At 43.7% G+C, this 23,568-nt stretch carries 13 protein-coding genes; 5 read left to right on the forward strand and 8 right to left on the reverse strand.

All coding sequences use genetic code 11. The annotated features are described in order from the left end of the window. Positions 1-88: 88 nt before the first annotated feature. The gene (locus tag AC1DUD_RS26465; RefSeq protein WP_477380102.1) at positions 89-952 is read right to left on the reverse strand and encodes a helix-turn-helix domain-containing protein; all 864 of its coding nucleotides are present in this window, start codon (positions 950-952) and stop codon (positions 89-91) included. Positions 953-1,108: 156 nt separating this feature from the next. Further along, positions 1,109-1,456: a HopJ type III effector protein gene (locus AC1DUD_RS26470; protein WP_477380104.1), complete on the reverse strand. Its 348-nt coding sequence runs from the start codon at positions 1,454-1,456 to the stop codon at positions 1,109-1,111. A gap of 210 nt (positions 1,457-1,666) precedes the next feature. Here AC1DUD_RS26470 and AC1DUD_RS26475 point away from each other — a divergent pair, with 210 nt between their 5' ends. The 3 genes from AC1DUD_RS26475 (at position 1,667) to AC1DUD_RS26485 (ending at position 7,840) form a co-directional block, all read left to right on the forward strand. Continuing rightward, positions 1,667-2,665: a glycoside hydrolase family 43 protein gene (locus AC1DUD_RS26475; protein ID WP_477380106.1), complete on the forward strand. Its 999-nt coding sequence runs from the start codon at positions 1,667-1,669 to the stop codon at positions 2,663-2,665. A 443-nt stretch (positions 2,666-3,108) separates the two neighbouring features. Next, positions 3,109-6,096, forward strand: coding sequence for a SusC/RagA family TonB-linked outer membrane protein (locus tag AC1DUD_RS26480; protein WP_477380108.1), 2,988 nt, complete (start codon positions 3,109-3,111; stop codon positions 6,094-6,096). Between the two features lie 13 nt (positions 6,097-6,109). After that, positions 6,110-7,840, forward strand: a complete 1,731-nt coding sequence (locus AC1DUD_RS26485; protein ID WP_477380110.1) for a RagB/SusD family nutrient uptake outer membrane protein — start codon at positions 6,110-6,112, stop codon at positions 7,838-7,840. 111 nt (positions 7,841-7,951) lie between these two features. Here AC1DUD_RS26485 and AC1DUD_RS26490 read toward each other — a convergent pair whose 3' ends face one another. Both AC1DUD_RS26490 and AC1DUD_RS26495 read right to left on the reverse strand, forming a co-directional pair. Beyond that, entirely contained in the window at positions 7,952-11,206 is a 3,255-nt protein-coding gene (locus tag AC1DUD_RS26490; protein WP_477380112.1) for a FlgD immunoglobulin-like domain containing protein, read from the reverse strand. A 198-nt stretch (positions 11,207-11,404) separates the two neighbouring features. Beyond that, a complete protein-coding gene (locus AC1DUD_RS26495) occupies positions 11,405-12,913 on the reverse strand; it encodes a lipase maturation factor family protein (RefSeq protein ID WP_477380114.1) in 1,509 nt (502 codons plus the stop codon). Between the two features lie 179 nt (positions 12,914-13,092). On the opposite strand from AC1DUD_RS26495, the gene AC1DUD_RS26500 reads away from it, so the two are divergent. Continuing rightward, positions 13,093-13,509: a DUF1003 domain-containing protein gene (locus AC1DUD_RS26500; RefSeq protein ID WP_477380116.1), complete on the forward strand. Its 417-nt coding sequence runs from the start codon at positions 13,093-13,095 to the stop codon at positions 13,507-13,509. A 320-nt stretch (positions 13,510-13,829) separates the two neighbouring features. Further along, complete coding sequence (locus AC1DUD_RS26505) at positions 13,830-14,807, forward strand: 3-keto-disaccharide hydrolase (RefSeq protein ID WP_477380118.1); 978 nt, start codon at positions 13,830-13,832, stop codon at positions 14,805-14,807. 443 nt (positions 14,808-15,250) lie between these two features. Here the strand turns inward: AC1DUD_RS26505 and AC1DUD_RS26510 are convergent, their stop codons facing one another. The 4 genes from AC1DUD_RS26510 to AC1DUD_RS26525 form a co-directional block, all read right to left on the reverse strand. Then, entirely contained in the window at positions 15,251-16,693 is a 1,443-nt protein-coding gene (locus AC1DUD_RS26510) for a rubredoxin (protein ID WP_477380120.1), read from the reverse strand. A 4-nt stretch (positions 16,694-16,697) separates the two neighbouring features. After that, entirely contained in the window at positions 16,698-20,213 is a 3,516-nt protein-coding gene (locus AC1DUD_RS26515; protein ID WP_477380122.1) for a molybdopterin-dependent oxidoreductase, read from the reverse strand. 92 nt (positions 20,214-20,305) lie between these two features. After that, positions 20,306-21,598, reverse strand: a complete 1,293-nt coding sequence (locus AC1DUD_RS26520; RefSeq protein ID WP_477380124.1) for an MFS transporter — start codon at positions 21,596-21,598, stop codon at positions 20,306-20,308. A 109-nt stretch (positions 21,599-21,707) separates the two neighbouring features. Further along, positions 21,708-23,249, reverse strand: a complete 1,542-nt coding sequence (locus AC1DUD_RS26525; protein WP_477380126.1) for an alginate export family protein — start codon at positions 23,247-23,249, stop codon at positions 21,708-21,710. Positions 23,250-23,568 lie beyond the last annotated feature (319 nt).

The raw sequence follows: 23,568 nt of genomic DNA on the forward strand, positions 1-23,568 counted from the left end.
TTTCCCGCTAAACAACAAGAAAAAATAGACAAAACAACCTCATTGTTCGTCGAAATAGCTTATATCAGGCTCAAAAGGGAGATGAATTTCAATCGAATTTTTTCCGGTATTCAACTGGCGACATTCCGGTTCCTGCCCGGAAGAATTTTCCAAAAACAGACTGATCTGAAAAATTGAGCATTCCGCTGATCTGCGATACGGTGAATGTTTTATTCTGCAGCAAAACTTTAGCCTCCAGAATGATTGCGTCATCAATCCATTTTCCGGCAGATCTGCCGGATTGCTTTTTAATGGCTGCCGAAAGGGATTTAGGCGTTAAATGAAGGTGATCTGCATAAAAATCAAGCTTACGTTCCTCCTTATAATTTTTGCTTAGGAGGTACCTGAATTTTGCAAGTAAAGGGTGAGATTTAACAGAAGATGAGGTTTTAGAGAGTTGCTGCCAATGATAAGCATCAACTTCATAAATAAGGGCAAAAATAAAGCTTCGAATAATATCGGCCTGGTTATAGCCCGATCCAGATTGTGTTAGTTGAATAAGCTCATAGATCCTCTTGAACTTGTCAGCACTACGTTCGTCCAATGGTAAAACATGAAGGTCGCTGTTTTCAAAAAAATCGTACCTGGTAAGAAGAAAAAGATCAGCGTGGCGTTCCAGTAAAAATGAATCTTTAAAAAAGATAACATCCATTTTCAGCAGATCGCTGTTCTTGGTGAAGTACCGGATAACTGAAGGAGCTAAGGTTATAATTGACGGTGCTTTAACATCCCAAACGGTAAGGCCCGTGTTTAGTTTTACCCCACCTTCCTTTATGTAAACAATAGCGTAGCTTTCTGCCCGGTACGGCTCTTCGTGATATGGACTATTGCCCGAACTAACAAAAAGATATTCCTTGTTACTATCAGGCACAGAGAACAGCCGGCTGTGTCTTGAAAGCGAAAAGGTTTTCATGGGATCCATCAACGTAAAATTACAACATTAGGCTTGTTTTTGGTCGTTTTGCCTTTTTATATAAAAAGTGTGTTAAACGGAAGAGGGCCGATGAAATTCTAAATCAAAAACCGCCCCCATTTACAACAGGGGCGGTTTATAAAGATCCGTTCAGGTTTATACTGACTTCGGCACCAGGGCTTCCCCTTCAAACACAATCTCCGGCCAGCCGTGAGCCATAAATTGCCGGATATTCTGATGGTCGGAACCCTCAGGAGTTGCCAGGACCGCCTTGTAGTGTTCCGCAAATAAATAAAGCGTATCTGCCTCACTCAGGCTGTTAATTTGAGCAAATGCGAAAACCCTGGCGCTCCCCTGGTTCTGCGTAACCTCGTTGTAGATATTGCCATTTTTAAAAGCAGTTGGCTGATGCTCGTAATTTGCCGTTATAAATTCAATAACTTCATTAAATGTTACAGTGCCTTCTTTTAAGGTAGTGAGTAAGGCAGATAATTGTTCTTTCATCAAGATATTTTTTTGCGAAAATAAATTTTAAAACGGTTATCCCCGCAAGCAAATCAATTTAATAATATGATAACCGATAATTTGAGGATAGTGATTATGGCCCCTTCAAAATATTAGTTTGCCCCCTGTATGTGAATCAAAAAGTTTCGTAATTCGTTTAGCCTTTAATAAAACAATAAATCTACCAGATCCGCGTAAACATCCGCTTAAATGAAAAACACTTTCACCCTTTTATATTTTTTATTTACCATCCATTTTATTTCAGCTGCCCAGGAAAAGCCTATTGGCATCAAAAGAAATGTTCCGCTTGATTCCATCCGGTTAAGCGATCCCTTTATTCTGGCTGACCATAGAACTGCGATGTATTATATGACTGGTACTGGTGGCATGCTTTGGAAAAGTAAGGACCTTAAATTGTGGGACGGTCCCTTCCAGGTTGCCAAAACCGATCCTCAATCATGGATGGGACCACACCCAATGATCTGGGCGGCCGAACTGCATGAATACAAGGGTAAATACTATTATTTTGCTACGTTTACCAACCGCGACGTAAAGATTGACACGGTTAAGGGTAATGTTATTGAGCGGAGGGCATCTCATATACTTGTGAGCGATAAACCAGACGGGCCTTACGTGCCGATGAAAGACCCTACCTATCTGCCTGCAAATAAACCAACACTGGACGGGACTTTTTGGATTGACAAAAACAGAAAGCCCTACATGGTATATTGTTATGAATGGCTGCAAAACTGGAACGGAACGATTGAAAAAATAGAGCTGAAACCAGATCTCAGCGGATCGATTGGCGTGGGGAAAGTACTATTCCGTGCAAGTGATTCGCCGTGGAGCAGGGAAAAGGATGAAAACGGGAATGATCGTCCCAATAAGGTAACAGACGGGCCATATCTGTTCCGTACGCAAACCGGGCGCCTGGGTATGATCTGGACCAGCTGGATATATGCTGTTTATACGCAGGGCGTAGCCTATTCGTCAAGTGGTACATTGGATGGCCCATGGATACAGGAACTGGAGCCAATCACACCGCCCAACTTCGGGCACGGTATGATTTTTAAAACACTACAGGGTAAATTATTAATGGCGGTACACAGCCATCAGGATATTAACGGCCACTACCGCAGGATCCCGCATTTATTTGAAGTGGATGACTCCGGTGATAAGCTGTTAGTTCGCGGCCCTTATACCCCTTAAGATTCGGATTACAATTCTTCATAATCTTAGATTCAGTATGGCTTCTGATAGTAGAAGCGCATACAATTTGCACTATATTTTTGCAACTACAGCGATTAACGGCATTCAATTGTCATCTTCAAAAGCGTGATTACAGCGCAAATAACCTGGATTTTCGCCGTGTAAACAATATTTAAGTATCTAAAAAACAGGTGTTTAAATTTTATTAAAGTTAGATTTTTCTTTGGCGTCCCTGCCAAAGCTTGTGTCTTAGCACCTATCCGGCTTACTTGCACACACGAAACCAATCAGCGAACCCCACCCGGTTTTCGCTTAAAATCTAACGTAATGAAAAACATCACCAGGACTTATGTACCGCCTTAACGGTTTTGCATTTCGCCTTGGCCGGCGGCGTTACTCCCGGCTCCCTTTTAACTTGTAAAACCAATTTATAATTTCCTTTTATGTACAAAAAACTTTTACTCCGGTTGAGCGTCTGCGCGCTCTGTTTTTTATTTACCGGTACCACCCTGGCTCAAAACAGAACAATTTCGGGCACGGTGACGGATGCCGTCGACGGTTCGCCCTTGCCAGGCGTTAGTATTGTTGTAACAGGGATGTCGGTAGGTACTACCTCCAACGCCAAAGGTGCATACACCCTCAGCGTACCAGCATCTGTAAAAACCATTTCTTTTTCTTATATCGGTTATACAACCCGGCAAGTACCGGTAACCAATGAAGCCACACTAAATGTCGCCCTTGCTGCCTCCAGTAATTCACTTCAGGAAGTAGTTGTTGTGAGTGTTGGCTACGGCACACTCGATAAGCGCGAGGTTTCAAGTGCTATTACACACGTTTCATCCAAAGATTTGCTCCCAGTGGCGTCAAATAGTCCTTTAATGTCGCTACAGGGAAAGGTTGCCGGGCTCAGTATTACCAATACGGCAGGTGCCGATCCAAACTCATCTCCGAAGGTGCAACTGCGGGGTGTTTCATCGCGTAATGCGGGTTTAGGCCCATTGTATGTGATAAACGGCGTACCGGGCGGCAATATTGATAACATTAACCAAAATGACATAGAAAGCATTGATGTGCTTAAAGGCGGTGCCGCATCTGCCATTTATGGAACACGCGGCAGCAATGGCGTTATTATCATTACAACCAAAAAAGGTTCATCACAGTCACGCACGTTCTATGAGGGCTATGCCAGTTTCGATTACCTGACCAACAGGCTGCAAAACCTCACCCCTGATGAGTTTATTTCCGATAGAGTAAAAAATAACCAGGGGCAGGACTATGGTGCTAAAACAAACTGGATGGACGCGGTTACCAACTCGCCTGCTTTTGCTCAAAAACATACGGTTCAACTGTCGGGTGGTTCTGGTAAAACGAATTACTTCGCATCGGCCGATTATCGTAACGCCGATGGTATCGACCTGCGTGCCCATAAAAAGGAGTACGGCGCGCGAATAAACGTAAACCATGCTACCGACAACGGTGTTTTTGTAGCTACGCTGAGTATTGCCCCAAGATATATGAACACCCAAAATTCCGACCAGGGCAATTTCAATAATGCGCTCACACTCAACCCTACTTATCCTATTTACGATACGGCGCATAAGTACAATTACATCAATACCGGTTTTTTTGCTAATAATCCGGTTGAGAATGCCAACGTTATCAAATCAGAAGCTCAAATTAAAGAGTTGGATATCAATGGATCACTAAGGGTGAATATCCTCAAAAATCTGAGCACAACTGTTACATTGTCGGAGATTAGCCGGTCGGCAAGGAGTTTGAATTTTACGCCTTCAACCCTGTCGTCAATTGTGCACGCAAATAAAATAACACAAACCAATTTCGCTTCGCAGCAACAGGAAGAAAATGATCAGAAAAACGTGGAGTGGACGGGCAATTATTCACTTGATCTGGGCCGTAATCATATCAAAGTTTTAGGTGGTTATTCTTACACATTGTACAATTACAATAGGTTTTCTGCCCAGAATTATGATTTTCCTTTCGATTCTTACCTATGGAATAACCTCGGTTCCGGCTTGTACAATGGTGGTGCTGCCGGCCAGGGGCAATCGGCTGTAAGCTCAACTCAAAATGGATCCACGCTTATTTCATTCTTCGGCCGTGCGAATTATGATTTTAATAATCGTTATATCTTAACAGCAAGTATACGCCGTGAGGGTTCGTCAAAATTTGGAGCTAACAATAAATGGGGGAATTTCCCGGCGGCATCCGCAGCGTGGCGCGTTTCTGAAGAAGATTTCATGAAAGGCGCGCTTCCCTGGGTAAATGACCTTAAATTACGTGCAGACTACGGTGTTACCGGCAACCAGGATTTCGACAACTATCTCTCCCTTCTTCTATACGGCGGAGCAGGCTATTTCCCGTACAATGGCCAGGTTTACCAGGTTTATGGGCCAACTTCCAATGTTAATCCTAATCTGAAATGGGAAAGGTCAATCAATTTCAACGTCGGCCTTGATTTTTCCATCCTCGATGACCGCCTTTCCGGATCACTTGATTATTACAACCGCAAAAATAAGGACCTATTGGGTTATTACAATGTTCCGTTACCGCCAAACTCTCAAACGCAAACCTTTGCCAACGTAGGTACTATGAAAAATTACGGATTAGAGCTGGCACTTAACGATGCAGTCGTGAAAAATCCGGATTTTAGTTATAATGTTAGCCTAGCGCTGGCTTACAACCGCAATAAGTTCATCTCTTTTTCTAACGATATTTATAAAGGCGCTCCTTTTGTTGAATTGGCGGGCTTGCCTGCTCCAGGCTCTCCGGGCAACATACAACGGATCCAGGAAGGCCGCAGCATTGGCGAGTTTTATACGCTGCGATCGGCAGGGGTTAACAAAGACGGCGCTTTAGAGGTTTATAAAAAAGACGGTACCATAGTTCAGGCAAACCTGGCATCTTCGGATGATAAACAATTTGTAGGCAACGGCCTGCCAAAGTTTATTGGCTCAATAGGAAACACCTTCAGATACAAACGATTTGATCTTGGGATCTTCCTGCGTGGCACATTTGGCTATAAAATATTTAATACATCGGCATTCTATATTGGCACTCCATCAAGCCAGAGCGACGCCAACGTGCTTAAGTCGGCCTATGATAGTAAGAGCAAATACTCGCTTTTAACCAATCCAGCGACAACCGCTATCGCTTCTGATTATTTTCTGGAGAACGGATCGTTTGTGAAAATTGATAATGTGGCCTTAGGTTACACGCAGCCATTTAAAACCAAATACCTCAAATCAATACGTGTTTACGCTACAGGCAGAAACCTGCACACGTTTACAAGCTTTACCGGGGGAGATCCGGATCTTGTAGATTTAAACGGCCTTACGCCGGGTGTTAATACTTCACTTAATTATTATCCGGCAACACTGCAACTGATCCTTGGTTTGCAGGCAACCTTTTAAATTTTGAGAAAATATGAAAAATTATAAACTATATATCAGCGGTATTTTACTGTCGGCTTTACTTACCGGTAGCTGTACTAAACTGGATGAAAAGGTGTATGACAAGGTAGACGCATCCGGTTTTCTGACCCGGCGAGACGATGTGATCAGGGATTTTCTGCGCCCTTTTGAACACGGATACTGGAGTATACAGGGTAACGATGTGTATGCTGCCGGTGAAGACTGCACCGACGAAATTGGTACATACAACCGGCAAGGCGATTGGCAGGATGGTGGTTACTATCAACGTATGCATTACCACACATGGACAATCACAGATAATTTTACAAGTGGTGCGTGGAATAACTTTTACCAGGGGATTGTATTGGCTACCAACTCGCTGCAGGATATGGAAAGCATCAAAGACCCATCAAAGCTAAGCGTAACCGACGCCGAATTGACCGATTTTAAATCAGAGCTGCATACATTAAGGGCATGGTTTTACCTGCGGGCGTTTGACTTTTATCGCAATATTGAGATTGTTACCGATGTGAAAAATTCTACTCAAGGCAAGGCACAATCTACTCCGCAGGAAACCTTTAATTTTATAGAATCGGAACTGAAGGGGGCTATCGATGGGCTGCCTACGCGTGAACAGCTTGGCGCCAGCGGCATTGGACGTTGGACAAAAGCGAGTGCCGCCGCTTTGCTGGCTCGGTTGTACCTCAACGCCAAAGTTTATATCGGTACAGAGAAATATATCGAATGCGAGGCCGTTTGCCGGGACATTATCAGCGGCAAATATGGTGCTTATCAACTTGATACCCGCTGGGATGCTCCTTTTGATTATACCAATACTACACTCAATTCAGAGGTTATCTACGGATTTCCCGGAACCCTCGCCCGAACACACTGGCAGTATGACGGCGGTATGTTTTTTTGGGGGATGACGTATGATGCAGCACCGTTATATTGTGGCTTTACTGATTTAGGTCAGTCAAACCCACGTTACGCGTTACAACCAGGGCGCGATGTAGATAGCGTGGAATATACATCCCAATTAGGCAAACCCTTTGTAAAGTTCCAGAAATACCCTGACGATCTGCGGTTGAAAAAATATCGCAACCTGGGCAACAGTAAACGCGAAGGTATGTTTTTGTATGGTTACCTGCCCTACTCCCATATTGTAAATGGCGTAACGCGCACCGACACAGTAAAAGGAAACAAAGGCCCTTATCCGCTGTTCATCCGCGATCAGGTTGGCATGTTCCTTGGCGCAAAACCCGGAACAAAGATATCCGATAAGGAATCGGATATGAACCATGCTGATCACAATTCGGGCGTGTTCCTGGTAAAATATCCGTTTTACCCTACGCCAGATCCAAACCGGATCACTTCTGCCTATGCCGAGATCCGTCTTTCGGAGATCTATTATAACCTGGCCGAGTGCCGTTACAGGGCCGGTGATAAAGCCGGCGCGGCCAATTATCTAAATAAGGTAAGGCAACGTAATTATCCTTCAGGATCAACGAGTTTGTATACACTGGATGGTAGTCAGCTCACGGACCAGGAAATGCTGGATGAATGGTGCAGGGAATTTATCGGAGAAAACCGCAGGCGTACAGACCTGATTCGCTGGGGCGTATTTAATACCGGAACCTGGTGGGATAAAAAACCTGACGGAGATAAACACACAGAGATATTTCCTATAGGGCGGGATATCATGAATGTTAATCCTCAATTTAAGCAAAACCCAGGCTATTGATTTTAAATTAAAGTGAGCCAGATCAAGGCGGTATCCGATGCGGGTGCCGCCTTTTTATTATAAGCTCAAATTTTAAATTGAATCAAAAATTGAGGTTGAACAGTGCTATCCCTATTTCTTCTCAAATTTCCATGCATCCAATCCTAAAGTATATCCTCCCTTTTTATTTAATGATGAGCAAACTAAACGTACAGATGCCGGGCTTTTAAGATCAGCTTTTTTATCCAGGATTGGAATTTCCAGCAGTTTGTTATTGCCGTAAGCAGCCTGCAAGCGGTTGTTAGTCATTTTTATGATAAAGCGTGGCCAGCTATCCCCCAACTTTATTATACTATCGTATTTTAGCTTATAAACAGGGGTTTCATTTACTAACAAACTTACATCGCCGCGGTAATAGGCAGCATGTAAAAGCATTCGCGCTATTACTTTTTGCGACTTATCCAATACCTCCATGTAAACCCCATTCTTTTCATCAAAGCTGTTGCCTGCACCAACGTTGACACAGTTTTGGGTATAATTAACAATTCCCGATAATGTCCAGGAAGCAAGGTTAGCCTGGTTACCGAGTTCCCGGCTTAAAACGGCCTGTTTATTTTGCTGCCTGTAGTCGACGTAGATGTCGGGGATGGTTTTGCGGTACGTTTTAATATTGGTATGCACATTCCACCATTGGGTGTACTTATTTGTGCTATCGTCCAGCGCCGGTTGCCGCTTCCATCCGTAGCGGTTATTTTCGAGTGTGCTGTTATATGGCAGGTCGTCCATAAGTTGGATGGTTGATGATACAATTGATGGTTTCAAATTATAAAGCTGTTCCTGAGGAATTACCTGTTCAAGCTGGCCGGCACTTTTCCAATAAAGCTGGGCAGACTTGTTTAAAACCACTCCTGCCGGGCATTCCAGACGTACTGCGTAACGTATCCCCTTTTCTAAAACAATCCGGGGATTGCCATTTTGGGGAGCTAATAATTTCCCGTCCACCCATAATCTGCAATCGGCAATAAGGTCGCCTTTTAAAAAGAACTCGTATTGCTCAGAGTATAAGGGGCTTATAAAACCGTTATAACTAAGCGATGAACCAGTGGCGGTCGTTATATTTTTAGTAGAAAAGCCATGGGTATTAACAGCTAAATTGATAGGGATAACCTGCTCTTTTATGGTTGTTAACCCGCTGATCTTCCATCTATGCACCCCGCCATGCAAACTCTCATCATTATGGTACAGATAGGTATCACCATTAGGTAACTTCACCACAGACGCAGCAAAACAGTTACCTGCCATCTCGGGGGTTGCTTCAACGTTTCCCGCTTCGGGGCCGGCTACGCCAAACTGGCCAATAAATAAACCATCGTCATAAACCTGTGTCCATTTGTTTACCTCACTGTTTTTCCAAAACTCACCATGATATCCCCAAAAAATACTGCGCCCGCTTACCATAGCGATACAGCCGGGATAATTGGTATGGTTACCGATATCAAAAGTTCCATCCGATGGGAATGGCCCCCAATATTGTGTTGTTGTGCTCATAGCTGTTCGCCACAGCAACTTTTTGCCGCCGATTTTTATTCCAGCAAGATGCCAGCAGTTGGCAATGGTACCATCAAATAATGAAATAACCCCGGAAGAGGTAACTTCGCCCGATTTCAACAACGTATTATTGCCATGATAGCCGGGATCTGTTGATTCTGCCGGTTGGGTTTGGGCAATAGTAGTTTCTGGGTTCCAGATAGGATCGTTATCCGGCGTGAATTTCCAAAGCGTTTTTTTTGTAAAAACAGTTGGCATACCAACCCTGAACGTTGAAACCTTATAAAGCGAGCCATCCGGATATAGCTGTGTATTATCCGTTGGGATATCAACGCCGGTTATTCGCAAAGGCCCTGTTTTTGGCAGCTCGACCAATTTCCAGCTCAAGAACGACTTGATCCTATGCATCAGCAAGGCATATGTTTTACCATTGCTTAAAGTTGCAACTCCTCTAAGCCTGTTGTATTTATCATCGTACTCCGCCGGTATGTTGTACCCCCAGTTACGCACCAGTTGCCATGAACCATTATTAGCCGCAAGTGGCTTACTATAATCCACCTTAAATTCAAGATAATCGGAAAACACGCGCGACGGATCATTTCCATCAACAAAAGAGCTATACGATGTTTGCAGGAACATGATCCGATCAATAAATTTTTGGTCGGCTGCAAAATGCTGTGCCCTTGAGTTACCGGCATCTTCCACCCAAAAACTACCATCGGGCTGAAAGGCAATAAAAGTGCCGGGGCCTTTAGCTTCATTGAAATAGAACTTATCGTTACGCACATTGGGATCGGTTGCATAACCACCGGCAACACCATACGTCCACAATGATTTACCATTACTGGCATCGAATGCTTTTAGCTGCTGACTATCATCTCCATCGGCAACCAGGAGGGTTTTACCGTTTGGGCTTACTGCCAGTGCAAGCGGATAGAGCAATCCGGTTGGTGTAACGTTTGATGAATTTAATTTTCCGCCGGCATCGACAGCGAATTTCTCTATAATTCGCTTACCATTTTTAGCATAGATGAGCCAAATATGTCCCTCGTCGGCTGCTGCTATATTTAACGGTGTATCAAATGATAGTTTTTGTACCAGAGCTCCGGTTGTTTTATCAAGTACATGCAATTCATTCAAATTTTTATGGGCTACAAAAAGATACCTGCCATGCTTTTGGACGGCAAGTCCCGAGATCTCGGACCTGCCGTTATTTACAATATCTATGGCGCTTTTATATTTACGCCCATATTTGGTGTTTGCGGGTTGGCCGCTGGAAAAACTGACCTCCGCATCATCGACTACTTTGGTGCCAAACACCATCCAGTTATTAACCACACTAGCATCGTTACCTGCCCAGTAAACATTTACGCCATCTGTAGCCACGTATCTAACGGTTAACCCTTTACCCAATATTGTTGTCTTTTTTTGAGGATTGCGGATATTAAATTTATAAGTGCTGCCGCTCTGTTCATTATACCCTACCGCAAAATAGGCATTGTTCCCACTAATGGCCATGCCGTACATCCGCTCAATAGCATGGTGAACTGATGCCCCGCTAAGAGAATCAGATGTATTGCCGATCACTCCTTCCCACTTATATTTCACATTGTTCGACAATACTTTAACCTCGTAGTTGTTGTTTGCAGCAAGGCGGCCATCGTCATCAATACCATCCCAGGTAAATTGATGAGTACCGGCATTATAGGTTACACCGCTCCAAAGTGTACGTATCAGGGTTCCGTCTTTTGAATATACACCTGCACTGGTTTTTGCTCTGCCATCAAGTTTAAAAACAAATGCGGTTCCGGTTTGCGCCAGCACACATTGCGGAAACATAAAATATGCTACGGCAAATAAAGCAATAACATTAAAGCAGACCCAGACCTTTTTTATCAACCGATTGATTGTCATTGCTAAATAGCTCTTTAAATATACTACGTGTACTATACAAAGCTATCTTAATATCGTTTGCGAGAATGTACTTTGTTAGTGACAATCCATTGTTTTTAGGCTGTCTTATCAAAATGCAGTAGTCTACAACCAACCCTGACCTTTGAGGTATGCAACAAATCGCGGGTTTTGAGTGGAAAGCACGGGCAGCCATAACCCTAATTTTTCCCGTTCCCAATAAGGGTCGCCATTGTGTCCGGGACGGGCAAAGCGGTAACGGTAAATAACAGCACGGATGTAACGCGGCGGTTCTCCCGGAAATGGATTGCCTGCAAATAAACCAAGTACACCAGGATCATTATGCAGCAGCTTCCAGGCCAGGTGATATGTCCATGGATACTGATCGGCTGTAGACATTGCCGCAAACCACATTTGCCAGTCCAATCGCAATTGGTAAGGTGCTACCTGGTGCGGCGGCTGGCCCGGCGCCACAGGTAAGCCTTTATAAGGATAAGCTTTCCAGTTGGCGCTATCAGGATTGAGGTCTCTTGTCCCTTCAAAAACTACGTTATAACGTTCCTGCCCTACGCTGCCAAATGCCCCGTAAGTATTGACGAGATCTAACGGATCGAACGAGGTATTCATAATTTGTTTAGATGATAAGAGATTGAGCGCCGGCTGAAAACTAAGCATCCCCACAATGCAAGTCACTATTATCGCGGTGTATAGCATGGGTGTAGAAAACTCTGCTTCCTGTGCAGCCTTCGCAGCCTTGCGTACAAGCACGCCCGGTAAAATTTTGGCCCAGAAACTATCATCCATACAAGCCAGCGCAGGTACAATGGTAAGCCAATTCAAAAAAGAAAGATTCCCACTCAGGATGATTGCCAGTTGGAACAGAATGATGAGGGTGCCGGCAATATGCCTGCCCCAGCGCGGACCAAACACAAACCAGGGTGCTAACAGTTCTGCCAGCCAGTTGAACCAGACACCTAACCGTAACAGGGTATGTGGCAAAAAGTGGAACAAGCGGCTAAGCGGCCCCGGTATTGGCTGGGTTTCAAAATAATAATACAATGCCTTTCCATTGCGCCACACGGCATCACCACGGTACTTGATCATTCCCGCACCGAACATCACCCGGAAGATGAGCCATCGAAATAGAATAATGATGAGCAAAGGCGGCGGACGTTTGGGAAAAGGCCTCATATCCAGCAGCGGGCACAAAAAGATAGCAAGAAAACCAGTCTCAGTAAGCTGGATCTCCCAGCCGTAACCGTACCAGTCCTGCCCAACGTGTACAAGGGAGAGATATAATACCCACAACACACCCATTGAAAGCGCATTGGCATAACCGGCTACAACAATTAATGATAAGATTAAACCGCCCCATGAAACCAACAGCAATGCTGTATCTGAGTGCCAGAACCAAAACAGCGAAGGCAACCGAAAGAAAGCCGCTCCCTTTGAACCCAGTGCCGTGCTTACTTGATGCAGGTAATTATCTACCGGTAACAATCCATGTGAACCGATCAGTGGCAGTACCTGGTTGATAGCCACCAGAAATGCCACCGCATAAACTGCGCCCAACAGGCGCAGGAGCACAAAGCGTGTGAGCCAGTACTGAGGTGTATGTTCTTGGCTATCTAACATAGTAGTATGTATTTTAAAGTTACAGAGATTTGGAGATGTGGATAGTAATATTTGGTTACCAGTTGAGTATTTAAACTGAAATGAAACTTTTCACCCTCAGCAAAGAGTGCTCAGTGTGATAAAAGCGGCCCTCATAATTAATTTTATATATTTATTATATTAAATCTTAATTCTTAAAAATGTCAAACAATAAAAAAAACTGGTATCAAAGGCATATCGAATCGATGAACTTTGGTCAGCGCTTGGCCGACTCTGTAGCAGCCGGCATGGGCTCATGGCGGTTCATCATCATTCAAACTTTAATTGTTGTATTGTGGATGGCGCTAAATGTTGTGGCCTTTGTTGGCCATTGGGACCCCTACCCTTACATTTTATTGAATTTATTGTTTTCGACCCAGGCTGCGTATGCTGCCCCAATTATTATGATGGCCCAAAACCGGCAGAATGAACGCGACCGGGCGCAGGCCAATGAGGATTTCCGAACCAATGTTGAGGCTAAAAGGGAAATTGAAGAGTTACAATTACGCTTGAACGCTATTGAAGTTGATAAGCTTGACAAAATTTTGGCGTTGCTTGAAAAAATGGATAAAAAGTAATCTAATTACCGGTTAGGGACACCAGACCAATTGCCTTTCGGAATAGTTGGTCTGGTGTTTTTGGTGATCTTTTGCTGAGGTAAAGCCAGGTATTAATCGAGAAACTATTTAGCACAATGGTTCCTTAACTCTCCGCTGTTTTCAATAAAACTTCAGCTGATTTGAGCCGTCGTTGACATCGGCAAAAAATAAACCTTGTATATCCTTCGCCAACGCGCAACAAATGATCACTAATCTATTGACAAACAGACCTGCATGGCTTTTACAAAAAACAACGGTTTAATCAAATATTGGATGATAGTTTGTAGATTTAAATTATTATGAGAAACCAAACTATCACCAACCAAAGCCTAACCCGCAGACTTATCCGCATACAGCTTATAGCCGGATTGCTGCTTTTAATAATTTCAGGAGCCAGGGCCCAGCAAGTAAAAGACCCTGCTGTTATCGGAAGATGGGATATAATTATCGACAAAGGCGGTAAAAGCCTGCCTTCATGGCTGGAAGTTCAAAAATCAGGCACCCATACCCTGATCGGCCGTTTTACCTATGCTTTTGGCAGTGCACGCCCTATATCGGAGGTTAAACCACATGATGGAAAGTACAGCTTTTCTATCCCACCACAATGGGAAGAAGGAAACCGGAACATGGATTTTGAATTTGAGCTTAAAGGTGAAGAGCTATCAGGTACAATGGTTTATACAGATGGGGTTACCTACCACTTCACCGGTGTAAGGGCACCTTTAATGGTAAGGGCAAAGGCACCAGTTTGGGGCAAGCCTGTTAAACTGTTCAACGGTAAAGATACCAAAGGCTGGCATACCGACGGCAAAAACCAATGGGTGGTTGAATCGGGTATTTTGAGAAGCAAGCATTCCGGCGCAAATCTTATTACCGATCAAAAATTCGGCGATTTTAAATTACATATCGAATTTCGTTATCAAAAAGGCAGCAATAGTGGCGTTTACCTGAGAGGCCGTTACGAGGTACAGGTAATTGATACCAAAACCGGCGAGCCGGAACCGATCAACAATCAGTTCAGTGCTATTTATGGTTTCCTGCCTCCTAACAAAATGATGGCAAAAAACGCAGGCGAGTGGCAATCCTATGATATTACACTGGTTGGGCGCTTAGTTACCATTGTAGCCAATGGTACTATGGTAATATGTCGGCAGGAGATCCCCGGTATTACCGGCGGTGCGATCGACAGCAAAGAAGGCGAACCCGGCCCGCTGCTGATTCAGGGTGATCATGGACCTATTGATTACAGGAATATCATTATAACTCCGGCAAAGTAAATTAAATAAAATTACGTCATAGGGGGATTCTAAGGAATTAGCCCCCCTCTAAGTCTCCCCAGAAACGGGAGACTTGAAAGCAGCGTTTTTAAGCAGGCTGTATCGTAAATACGATCAGCCTCTTTTTTGACTTATTCAGATACTTAAGCGATATATAGTTTTGGGTTGGCTCTACTAACAAAAGAGAATCTTGTATAGTTGGAATAGGATTTACTCACAAATCTGTATAGCTATTTAGGACGGGTCAAGGGGGTTAACAGGGTTAACACAATTCAGGGTTAACATTACATATATGACTTATAATCATATAATTAAATGTTATTTAGGCTCAAAATGTGTTAACCCCTCTTTTGTATATTATCAGCTAAATTTCAATTCATAGATAACACAACACCCACGGCGGTCAATTTAATTTATGATACAGCCTCTTTGGGTAAGGCTAATTAATCAGTCTGATATATCAGTTCGGCAAAATTTTCCTTTTCAGCGCCACAGGTTGGGCATTCATAATCACCCAGGGTTACAAAAGGTACTCCCGGGGCTATTTGGTTAAAAATATCTCCATACAGCTCATCATAAATGGTGAAGCAGCTTTTGCATTGATGAACAGTTTTTGGGTTGGATGATTTAACCTCAATATTGCTTTTATTTACCTGCAAAGGCGATTGGTTATTGCTTTGCTGTTCGTAAAAAATATCACAAAGTGCAGTCAGATGCCTGCTTAGATCTGCTTTTGCAACACCTTGTTTATATATTACAAATTCGCGGGTATTATGGTTGAAATCACGGGTATGTACAATTTCAAATTCGTCGGGCATCCGCGCGCGGATCATAACAGAACCGTAAATACCTGATTTAGGAGATCGCTTTATGGCAAAACTAAGGCCATAAGTACGCAGGTCGGCCTCTTCAAACTCGCGTACCAGTTGTTGTTTAAGCTCAAGGCAGGGGCTGCAAAGGTCTTCAACCTGCCAGTTAAGCTCATTTGAAGCATGCCTGATATTTACCCGGTACTTATTAAGCAGATTGCCCCACAGCGGCCGGTTCCTGGTCTCAATATTTTTGATAAGCAGAGATTTCCATGGGCTGATGTATAACTGCCCTACCCTTGTTTGCATGCACAGGTTGCAAATATCTTTCAAAAATTCAATGTCAAAAAGCTCATGGCGCCTGTAAATACCCAGCCAGTATTTATTACCCTGTTTGTTAAAGCCCTCATAGTATGGTAGTTGAAATTCAGGAATGGCAAGCGGCTGATCAATTTCCTGGATCACAAACTGGTGACCGGCAGTAACCAACGCGTAAAGTTCTTCAGGATTAATTTCAACCTGGTCGTAAAATAACTTTTTGTTAGCAAATATTACTTGCTGTATCGCTTTGCCAATGGCGGGAATATCATCCGAGTAAACCAGCACCGGCCAGCAATACAGGATATTGGTTTTAGGGAACCGGATATACAGGTACCAGTAATTACTTACCGGCGAAGAAATGAAGTTAAGGTTGCCGGTAAAAAACGGGGCAAAAGTTTGGTTACTGTCAATCAGGTTTATTTTAATTTCTGGCTGATAATCAAACAGATCGAAAATGTCTTTGTAAACCCCCTCTTTGAGCCAGTTCTCCTGGTTAAAAATACCATCGGCAATGTACGAGCTGGTGATGTTAGGATAAGCATCCTGGTTAATTTCATGGTCGATGCCTGCACCTAACATGTCAAATTCCAGGTCCTCCAGTTGAGTTTCTTCAACTTCAAAATAAAGCTGTTGCCGGTTTCCAAAGCGCACCTGTTTTGCGCCTGCGTTTTGCGCAATGATGAGCATCTCATAAAAATCACCGGCAGAGGTTACACCACCCGGCAGGTTTATCTTGATCAGTTGCTTATTGTCCATTGGTTCAAGCTTTTAACAATTGTTGTTCAAGTACCTCTTCAAGCAGTCGTTTTACTTCGGGTCTGCATGATCCACAGCCGGTTCCGGCGCCGGTCTGGCTGCAAACATCAGCCAGTTGCGTACACCCGCTTGCCACTTTATTGCGGATATTATCGGCCCCTACGTTATTGCAGCTGCAAACCAGTTTGCCCAAAACAGGCTCAGCTGTTTTGCCGCTGCGAAGTAATTTAAGGCGCTTATCGCTTAGTTCGGTTCTGTTGGCTATTAACTCTCTAAACTCCTGAAACTCGCCTTTATCGCCAATTAAAATGGTGCCTACTAACCTATCCTGGTGAATAATGCATTTTTTATAATAGCGCTTGGCCTTGTCTATAAATATAATTTCTTCGTAGTCTTTATCATTAGGGCAATCAGAAAAGCCAATACTGCACAGATCAAAGCCATGAATTTTTATGATGTTCATGAACAAACTCCCCTTGTAGTAACTGGCTATGTCGCCATTCATATATCCGGCAACAACAGCGGCTTGCTGCTCTGCTGCAGCGGTTATGCCATATAGCGTGCCGTTAAATTCAGCTATTTCGCCAATGGCGTAAATGTTTGGGTCGCTGGTAAGCATGCGTTCGTTTACAATTACACCACGCTTAATTTCAAGGCCGCAATCCTTCGCAATTTCGAGGTTTGGCGTGGTGCCGATAGCCAGGATCATAGCGTCACAGTCAATTTTCCGGCCGCTTTTTAAGCCGATACCGGTAAGCTTACTGCGACCGTAAAATAGCTGAACTTCGTCATCATAAAAGATGTCGCAGCCCTGGTCAACCATTTCTTCGTGTAATAGCCTGCTGCCTAACTCATCCAATTGGCGGTTTAAAAACCTTGACGTGCGCTGGATAATAGTGATGGTAATCCCTATTTCGCGTAATGAAGCTGCCATCTCCAACCCTAACAAGCCCCCACCAACAATAACCACGTGGCCGTTTTTGGGCACATGCTTTTTAAAATTATCGGCATCATTACGGCTGCGCATACTGAAGATACCTGGCAGCGATGGTACGTTTTTAGGAATGGCTGCCCTGCTGCCGGTGGCCAGTAGCAACACATCGTAATATGTTTTTATGCCTCTGCTGTCCAGCACATATTTATTGGCGCGGTCTATCTTTTCGATGCTTACGCCACGTAATAATCTTATTTTAAGTTCGGGTTCTTCTTCATCGGTCATTTTTACCAGTTGCTCCCAGCGCTGCTCTCCGCTGATATAGTCGGGCAGCATAACGCGGTTATAAAAAGGATGATCCTCTTTACTGAAAATGGTGATCTCATCATCCTCGTTCAGCTCCCTGTAAGACCGAACGAAGCCATGCGCACCGGCTCCGGCGCCAACAACCACAATTTTTTGAAAAGGTTTTTTATATTTCTCAACCTTTACCGCGCAATATTTAAAATCCGGTTCTTTGGATATTGGGTCTACGGCATCATTGGTAACGTTGTTAATGCGGTGCAGATCATTGTTCAGGATTTTGCCCCAATGCATCGGCACAAAAATAACGCCCTGTTTTATTTGCTCCGTAATTTTGGCCTTTACCCTTGCTTCTCCCCTGCGTGAGGTGATAACGGTAACATCGCCCTCCCTGATCTCTAAAGCAGCAGCATCAATCGGATTGATCTCAACAAATGATTCCTTGATATGCTGGTTAAGCTTGTTCACCTTACCGGTTTTGCTCATGGTGTGCCATTGATCACGGATCCGGCCGGTGGTGAGGATAAAAGGATAATCACCGTCAGTAACTTCGCTGGTATGGTTATCTGGTACCGCACTGATCTGCGCGTTGCCAGTTGTGGTATAAAACTGCTTGTCGGTAAATAAACGGGGCGTCCCTATTACTGCATTGCGCTTTTTGTAAGGCCATTGCACCGACCGCTGTTGTATAATGGTTTCATGAGTGAGCCCGCTGATATCAATATTGGTTTTGCAGGTTAGTTTAGCATGCTCGGCATAAATTTCGGCTGCATTTTTAAAATCGAAGCCTTTATACCCCATTTTTTGCGCAAAACGGCAAATAATCTCACTATCCGGCATAGCTTCGCCTGGTGGATCAAGTACTTTACTCAAATAACTGATGCGCCTTTCAGAATTGGTCATCGTCCCCTCTTTTTCGGCCCATGCGGCCGCCGGGAGGATCACATCGGCATAAGCTAAAGTTTCAGGCTTATTGCTGATCTCCTGAACTACAACAAACTTTGCTTTTTTCAGGGCTTCTTCAGCCAGGCGTACATTTGGCAAACTGGTTAGCGGATTGGTACACATGATCCAGATGGCTTTGAGGCGGCCATCATTCAGCGCTTCAAACATTTCGGTGGCAGTAAGCCCGGGTTGGGCGGCTATTTCAGTCCCACCCCAAAACTTTTGCACCTCTGCCCTGTCTGCCGGGTTAGTTAATACACGATGGGCCGGTAAAAGGTTAGCAAGCCCTCCCACTTCGCGCCCGCCCATAGCATTTGGCTGCCCGGTTAATGACAGCGGCCCTGAGCCCGGTTTACCAATATGTCCGGTTATTAAACTAAGGTTCAGGAGGCTTAAATTTTTATTTACGCCAACCGAACTTTGGTTTAAGCCCATTGTCCACATCGAAATAAAGCCTTTTGCCTCACCGATATACTTGGCAGCAAGACGGATATTGCTTTCGCTTACCCCACAAATAGCAGCTGATTCGGCCAGGGTGCGTTCAAATACCAGTTTGCTATACTGCTCAAAGCCATCGGCATGCTTGGTTACGAAATCAACGTCAATGTCTCCGTTCTCGATTAATACCCTGCCAATAGCATGGTTCAGTGTAATATCGGTGCCCGGATTTAATTGCAGGTGCAGATCGGCAGTGCTGCAGGTATCTGTAACCCGCGGATCAACCACAATGATCTTTACATTAGGGTTGGCCGTTTTATGAGCCTCAACCCTTCGCCATAAAATAGGATGGCACCAGGCCGGGTTAGCCCCGGTAACATAAAAACAATCGGCCAGCTCAATATCATCATAGCAAACAGGTACGGTATCCTCACCCAAAGCAATTTTATAGGCAGCAACCGCACTGCTCATGCACAACCGCGAATTAGTATCGATATTATTACTACCGATAAAACCCTTAATTAGCTTATTTACAACATAATACTCCTCGGTTAGGCACTGGCCTGATGCATAAAACGCCACCGAATCCGGCCCGTATTTATTGATGAAGGTTTTAAAAATGGCTGCTGTGCGCTCCAATGCATCATCCCAGCTTACCCTTTGCATGGGCATGCTTTTGTTATAACGCATTTGAGGGTACAGCAGCCTGTCTGTTTTATCATTGGCCGTATAGTGCAGGTTAAGACCTTTACTACACAGCATTCCCTTATTTACGGGATAGTCCTTATCGCCCTCAAGCGTGATACTACCGTTTTTTTCTTTATTTATTACCACGCCGCAACCTACCCCGCAGTAGCAGCAGGTGCTTTTAAATGTATTTTGAGGGCGTTTGTTAGACATTGTTCAAGCTAAAAGCTTAAGGCTGAAAGCCGAAAGCTCTTTTTATATTTATGTTGTTATTTTCTATTGCTTTTTGCTTTCAGCCTTTGGCTTTAAGCTCCTAAGGCTAAAGCTGGTTCGTCTACTGTTTGCGGTTCGGCCTGTTTTTGAAAACGGGTGATCAGCACAATTGCGGATACTACCATAACGGTTATACCGATGTAGGTAAATGCTTGTACATAAGTAATATGCTCCGATTTGAAAAGAAACCCGAACAGCATCCCGCCAAGGTTGCCACCGGCACCTACAATACCGCTTACCATTCCTACATTTTTACTGTTGATGAAAGGTACTATACCGTAAGTAGCGCCGTTTGACATTTTGAGGAACAGTGCGAATGAAAGCATGGAAATAATAGCTATTGCCAGGCTACCCGATTGAGCGAACAGGATAAGACCAATACCCTCCAGCAGCAGCACGCCAGCCAAAAGCAAGCCTTTGCCACGCATACCGAATTTGCCGCCAACCTTATCAGACACAATACCGCCTAAGGCACGGGCAAAGATGTTCATGAAACCGAATATGCCTGCCCAGAAACCAGCCGAACTTTGCGACAGGTGAAAAGTATCTACAAAATGTAATGAAGCTACGTTATCAAAAGTGATCTCCATACCAAAGCACATAGCGTAAGCCATGGTAAGGGCCCAAACGCGCCAGTCGGCTAATATTGACCAATCTGTTTTGGATGGATTGGTTTTGGCGTAGCCTACTTCATCATAGTTGCCATTAGGCGTGTCTTTGGTAAATTTCCAGTATACAAAGGCAATTACCAGCATCAGCACACCGGGAACTATCATGGCGTATCTCCATGCTTCGGCCTTGGTAAATCCGGCACCTACTATAGCGGCAAATATTAAAGGCATTACCATATTGGTTACACCACCACCAAGGTTGCCCCAGCCGCCGGTTACTGCGTTGGCTGTACCCTTGATATTAGGCGCAAACATCATTGATGTATGAAACTGGGTAATTACAAACGATGAACCTATTACACCAATAGCCAGGCGAAACAATAAAAATGAGGTATAATCATGAGCCAGTCCTACTAAAAATACAGGTAACGACCCAATAATTAATAATCTGACCGCTGTTTTGCGCGGGCCCCAGGTATCACAAAGTTTACCTATAATGAGGCGGGCTATAATTGTTGCTGCTACCGATGCAATGATGGTATTTCCTACCTGGCCTTTACTTAAATGCAGTTCGGCGCGGATGGTTGGCATTAATGGCGCCAGACCAAACCAACCGAAAAAGCACACAAAAAACATGAGCCAGGTAATATGGAAGGTGCGCATTTGAACGCCCTTAAGTGAAAATATATTGAGTTTGGTAAGTTGTTTTTCCATTTTTTTAAGCTTAGAGCTCAAAGCCTAAGGCTGAAAGCTTTTGTTTATATTATGATTCTCTTAGCGTTTTTAGCTTTAGGCTTTTTGCCTTAAGCTTTCAGCTTACGTATTACTTGTTCAAAAACTCGGGTTTGATATTAAGCTGCAGGTATGCCCAAAACGGGTGTAGCTTGTTGGTATCCGGCGTTAAAGCTTTAGCATATTCCATACTGTGGGTTGCAGCCATATATGATAGCCCCAGTTCAACGGCGGTGAATTTGTTGAGTTTATAGTTATTGATTAAATCAAACTCGGTACCCAGGTATTTATCGATAGCTTGTCCATCAGTCCCTTTCTGGTCTTTAGCCAGTAAGAAGTAATGGTTGGATAATTCTGTGCTAAGTCGCTTATTATCTGATAGATATTTGATTTTAATATAAGGATTACTCAAACCTCCGGTTGGAGATCCGCTACCGGCGTAGAAATAATCCATATACCCCCAGAACTTGTGCGGTGTGCCATACAATGGATCAAACCGGTGGTTGGTTTTTGAGGCAGATAACGCATCGTTTCCTGACAGATAATCCCAGCCAGCTATATAAGTCAGGTTGCTGCTTTTGTATGATAAAGATGCGGTATAAGTATAAGCACTCAACTCAGCGCCATCGCGGTCATGCCCACCCTGGTAGTAAAAACCACCAGTAGCGGCCCATTCATCTTTACTGCCGAAAACAGGGTTAAGGAGCAACCCGGTGGTATAGCGGGTATTAACACCCGGCTGGTTATACCGGCGGCCATATATGTAACCAACGTCTTCGCCCGATGTGTTTTTTACCGAATCGAGCTTGTATTTAGCAAACTGATCGGCCAGGAAAAGACCGGTTATTTTAGTTTTATTAATTTTTTTAGCAAAGTAGAGATATTCAAGAGCTTTATAGTTTTGGTTTTGCCCGTTAGTGCCGGGCGGATTTAAAAATGAAGGGTTACCGGTTTTAGTACTGATGCCTGAAGCATTCACCAGTGGAATAAGTCCGGCGGGGGTATTGGCCAAATTGCCTTTGCTATCCTTTACTGTAGCTGGCACATTAGCAGGAGTATAATAGGTGCCATTATAGTTAATAGCATCAGAACTTTGATTAAAGGCTGCGCCGAGATCAACCTGCCAGCCACTTTGCAGCAGTTTAAATACGATAGCGTCGTGACGGCGGGCTTGCTGGATCCAATCGGTAGCACCAAGCAAACGCTCATCATCATAGCTGATCTCCTGCCGGCCAATTTTTACTGCAAAATAATCAAAAGGGGATTTTTTAAAGGAAGTGTCTTTTTTGTTGGAGAGGATTAGTTCGGCCCAGGCTTCGTGCAGGCTTAGGCGACTTCCGTCATTAACAGTAATGGTTGAGGCATCCTGGCCCCAAAGCCTAACATCTTGTACAGATGTTTGAAAAATAAGCTTGCTGCTTTTGTAATTGAAGGTGAGCCGCGTTCGTTGTGACACAAAGGCTGCATTTTTGTTACCTATCGGTTCTAAAGTTCCATAACCATCACGTAATTCGCCCCTTGTTTTGATCTGGCCAGTTAAAGTGAGCTGCGCAGAGGCATTATAAGAAACAAAACATGATATAATTAATAGAATTTTTCCAATAGTGTATTGATTAGATACATTTTTGTACATTTGAAATGGTTTTTTATTTGTTAAAGCGATTAAAAACTATTTGACCCTGTCTGGGAATGCGACCTCCCGGCAGGGTTTTTTTATTCATTTTTGGTTTTTCACCATAGGCTCAGTTTTTTTGATTTATTTCCCTGTTTAATTACTATAAATATAACTTATTTAATGATTGTATGCAAATAATCGAATTTTAAAATGAATTTTTATGATTAAAATCATTAAAAACTAATTTTTTTAATAAAAATTCAAATTGTAAACAGTCAAAAACAGCATAAATGCATTTTTAACAATTTTTTAATATCAAAATATTGCATTTGAAACC

It is taken from the genome of Mucilaginibacter sp. P4_A11 (assembly GCF_056402535.1).

Bases quoted from the DNA above. Each gene is read 5' to 3' on its own strand.
- AC1DUD_RS26480 (WP_477380108.1), top strand. From the start codon at position 3,109: ATGTACAAAAAACTTTTACTCCGGTTGAGCGTCTGCGCGCTCTGTTTT.
- AC1DUD_RS26500 (WP_477380116.1), top strand. From the start codon at position 13,093: ATGTCAAACAATAAAAAAAACTGGTATCAAAGGCATATCGAATCGATG.
- AC1DUD_RS26470 (WP_477380104.1), bottom strand. From the start codon at position 1,456: ATGAAAGAACAATTATCTGCCTTACTCACTACCTTAAAAGAAGGCACT.
- AC1DUD_RS26510 (WP_477380120.1), bottom strand. From the start codon at position 16,693: ATGGACAATAAGCAACTGATCAAGATAAACCTGCCGGGTGGTGTAACC.
- AC1DUD_RS26465 (WP_477380102.1), bottom strand. From the start codon at position 952: ATGAAAACCTTTTCGCTTTCAAGACACAGCCGGCTGTTCTCTGTGCCT.
- AC1DUD_RS26475 (WP_477380106.1), top strand. From the start codon at position 1,667: ATGAAAAACACTTTCACCCTTTTATATTTTTTATTTACCATCCATTTT.
- AC1DUD_RS26515 (WP_477380122.1), bottom strand. From the start codon at position 20,213: ATGTCTAACAAACGCCCTCAAAATACATTTAAAAGCACCTGCTGCTAC.
- AC1DUD_RS26525 (WP_477380126.1), bottom strand. From the start codon at position 23,249: ATGTACAAAAATGTATCTAATCAATACACTATTGGAAAAATTCTATTA.
- AC1DUD_RS26505 (WP_477380118.1), top strand. From the start codon at position 13,830: ATGAGAAACCAAACTATCACCAACCAAAGCCTAACCCGCAGACTTATC.
- AC1DUD_RS26520 (WP_477380124.1), bottom strand. From the start codon at position 21,598: ATGGAAAAACAACTTACCAAACTCAATATATTTTCACTTAAGGGCGTT.
- AC1DUD_RS26495 (WP_477380114.1), bottom strand. From the start codon at position 12,913: ATGTTAGATAGCCAAGAACATACACCTCAGTACTGGCTCACACGCTTT.
- AC1DUD_RS26490 (WP_477380112.1), bottom strand. From the start codon at position 11,206: ATGTTTCCGCAATGTGTGCTGGCGCAAACCGGAACCGCATTTGTTTTT.
- AC1DUD_RS26485 (WP_477380110.1), top strand. From the start codon at position 6,110: ATGAAAAATTATAAACTATATATCAGCGGTATTTTACTGTCGGCTTTA.